Here is a 2,839-nt window from a genome sequence, read left to right as displayed (position 1 = left end):
GCCGGCGTCTGCGGTACATTCCGGGGTCGTGTTCCCACAGCCCGGCGAGGAAGGCCTCCGGGTGGTGTGCCTTGAGCCAGGCCGACTGGTAGGTGGGCACGGCGAAGGCGGCTCCGTGGGCCTTGCAGAACCCGAAGCTGCCAAAGGCCTTCAGCGTGCCCCAGACCTTGTCCACCACCTCGGGACTGTAATTCCGGGCCCGCGCCTCCTTCCGGAAAAACTCCTCCACCCTGGCTTCCAACACGTCGTTGCCCAGCGCACGGCGGAACTCGTCGGCCCTCGCCAGCCCGCACCCGGTCATGACGTCGAAGGTCTTGAGGATTTGTTCGTGGAAGACCGTGACCCCGTGGGTTTCCTGAAGGACAGGTTTGAGGTCCGGGTGCGGGTAGACCTCGGGAGCGAATCCGTGCCGGTGCTCCAGGAAGGGCCGGACCATGTCGGATTTCATCGGACCCGGGCGGAACAGGGAAATGTCGATAATGAGGTCGTTGAACTCCCGGGGGGCCAACTTGCCGATCAGTTCGCGCTGGCCAGGGGACTCGATCTGGAAGCAGCCCAGGGTGTGGGTGCTGCGGATCAGCTCAAAGGTGGGTTCGTCGTCGAGCGGGACCGCATTGAGGTCGATGTGACCGTCCTCGGCGATGTAGTCCGGGCCCGTCCCGTCCGGCCCGGCCGGATGCGCGCCGGCGGCCACCACCTCGGCCTTGGACGGGTGGAGCCGGATCACTTCCCGGACGGCGAAGGCCATGGCGCTCTGCATCCGGACGCCAAGGACATCGAGTTTCAGCATGCCCATGGGGTCCATGTCGTGCTTGTCGAACTGGCTCATGGGCAGGCCCAGGCCGCTGGGCTGCACGGGGGTGCGGTCCAGCAGGGTGGCGTCGCCGAGGATGACGCCGCACGGGTGCATGGAGATGTGGCGGGGCAGCCGGTCCAGCCGCTCCGTGAGGTCCACCAGCAGGTCCAGCTGCTGGTTCTCGGAGAAGCCTCGCTGGTCCACCCGGTCCGCGAATTCCTTCAGCTCGGGTTTCTCCACGAGGGCTTCGCGGAAGTGCCGGGCCGAGAACCGCCACAGCTGCTTGGCGATTTCCCCGACCTCGCTGTCGTCCATGCCCAGGGCCAGGCCGGCATCGCGCACGGCACCGCGAGCGCGGTACCCGTTCTGCATGCTCATCAGCGTGACGCGTTCGGCGCCGAAGCGCTCAAAGATCTTCCGGTAGACGTTGTGCCGTTCGGCGCTTTCGACGTCGATGTCTATATCCGGCAGCGTGGCACGGTCGCGGGAGAGGAAGCGTTCAAAGATGAGGTCGTGCTCGAGCGGGTTCACCTGGCTGATGTCGATCAGGTAGTTGACCAGGCTGGAGGCGCCCGAACCGCGCGCGGCCGCCCGGATGCCCAGGGCCAGGATCATCCGGGAGACCTCTGCGACGGTCAGGAAGTACGAGGCGAAACCCAGCGAGTCGATGATCCGGAGCTCATGCTCCAGCCTGGCCCGCAGCTGCTGTTCCCGCTGCCCGGAAATGCCCGGGAAGCGGCGGCCGATGCCGGCCTCACACCGCAGGGTCAGTTCGGCGAGCGCGTCGCCGTCGATCCCGATCACGGATGCCTCCGGGACCACGGGCTGTTTCCAGCCCATGTCGGCTTCCGGATCCATGCGGCAGCGGTCCGCGAGCGCCTCGGTCTGGGCCAGGAGCCGTTTGAGGTCCGCCGTGCCGTAGCCGGCGGCGTGGATGATCTCCTTGCCCAGCTGCAGCATCCGGGCCGCCGATTTGAGCCAGCCCTGCCCGTTGGGCTGCAGCAGCGGGGCAGCCGAGAGCTCGGGGAGGGATTTCAGTGTCCGGGCCGAGTCCAGCACATCGGCGGTGGCCGCGCCGTCCTCAGCCACGTACCGCACAGCGTTGCTCAGCACGGCGGGCACCCCGTGTTCTGCGGCGAGTTTGAGCATGCGCACCGCGTGGGCGGTGCTCAGCGGTTCCCCGGGCGGGCTGAGCTGGGACACAACCTCTGCCGCCAGCGTTCCGGGGGGCATGGCGTCCAGCCATCGTTTGAACAGGGTGCGGGGCCGCAGGTAGCGCCGGCCGCCCATGGCCCGGCCGACGTCGGAGTCCGGGCCGATCAGCACTGTCAGGACCGGCTTCAGGGTTTCCGGGTGCAGGGTGCGGGAGGCCAGTTCCGCCCGGGTGACGGCCACCGGCACTATTCCCCCGGCCTTGCCCGTGGTGCGGGCGTGGGCGTCGGAGATCAGCCGGCACAGCGCCCGGTAGCCGGCACCGTTGTTGTGTCCGTGCGCCAGCACGACGACGCGTCCCCCGAGCTGGGTGCGGTGGTCGCCGTCGTCGTCAAAGACTGCAAGGTCCACCCCGACGATTGCATCAAGCCCGGCTGCCATGCACGCCTTCAGGTGCTTGACGGTTCCGTACAGGCCGTCGCGGTCCGTGCAGGCCAGCGCGGTGGCGCCGTCAGCGGCGGCCGCGGCGGCAAGTTCCTCCGGCCAGGAGACGCCATAGTGGGCGCTGAACGCGGTGGAGACGTGCAGATGGGTGAAACTCATGCTGATTCGGGCTTCCGGAGGGGCTGCAGGGCGTCGTGGATCTTCAGGAGCCGCCACCGGCCGCTGCCGACATGCCGGGTCAGGTCAAGGGTGAGGGTGGAATCCGCGGCGTGATCCCCGGCCGCACGCACCTGGACCCGCCAGATCTCATGGTCCACCAGGCCCGGCCCGCTTCCGAGTGGCGCCCGGCGTTCCTCGGCCCACCATTGGCGGCGTTCGTACCAGCGGACGGGGTCCGCGCAGACCGTGTAGCGCCGGCCGGCCCAGTCGAGGCGCAGGGGCTGGCCC

Annotated in this window: 2 protein-coding genes; both read right to left on the bottom strand. The window is 68.7% G+C overall.

Annotation, left to right across the window (positions count from 1 at the left end):
• On the bottom strand, window positions 1-2,551 hold a 2,551-nt coding region (dnaE, locus tag LQV45_RS23950; protein ID WP_230009124.1), incomplete at its 3' end, for a DNA polymerase III subunit alpha.
• The coding region (locus LQV45_RS23945) for a DUF6504 family protein (protein WP_230009123.1) at window positions 2,548-2,839 on the bottom strand (292 nt) is incomplete at its 5' end. The genes LQV45_RS23945 and dnaE, both read right to left, overlap by 4 nt.

The sequence above is a fragment of the Microbacterium sp. Bi128 genome (genome assembly GCF_918698205.1).
The sequence above is the reverse complement of the archived record's forward strand: the minus strand, read 5'-3'. Positions and strand labels throughout refer to the sequence as shown.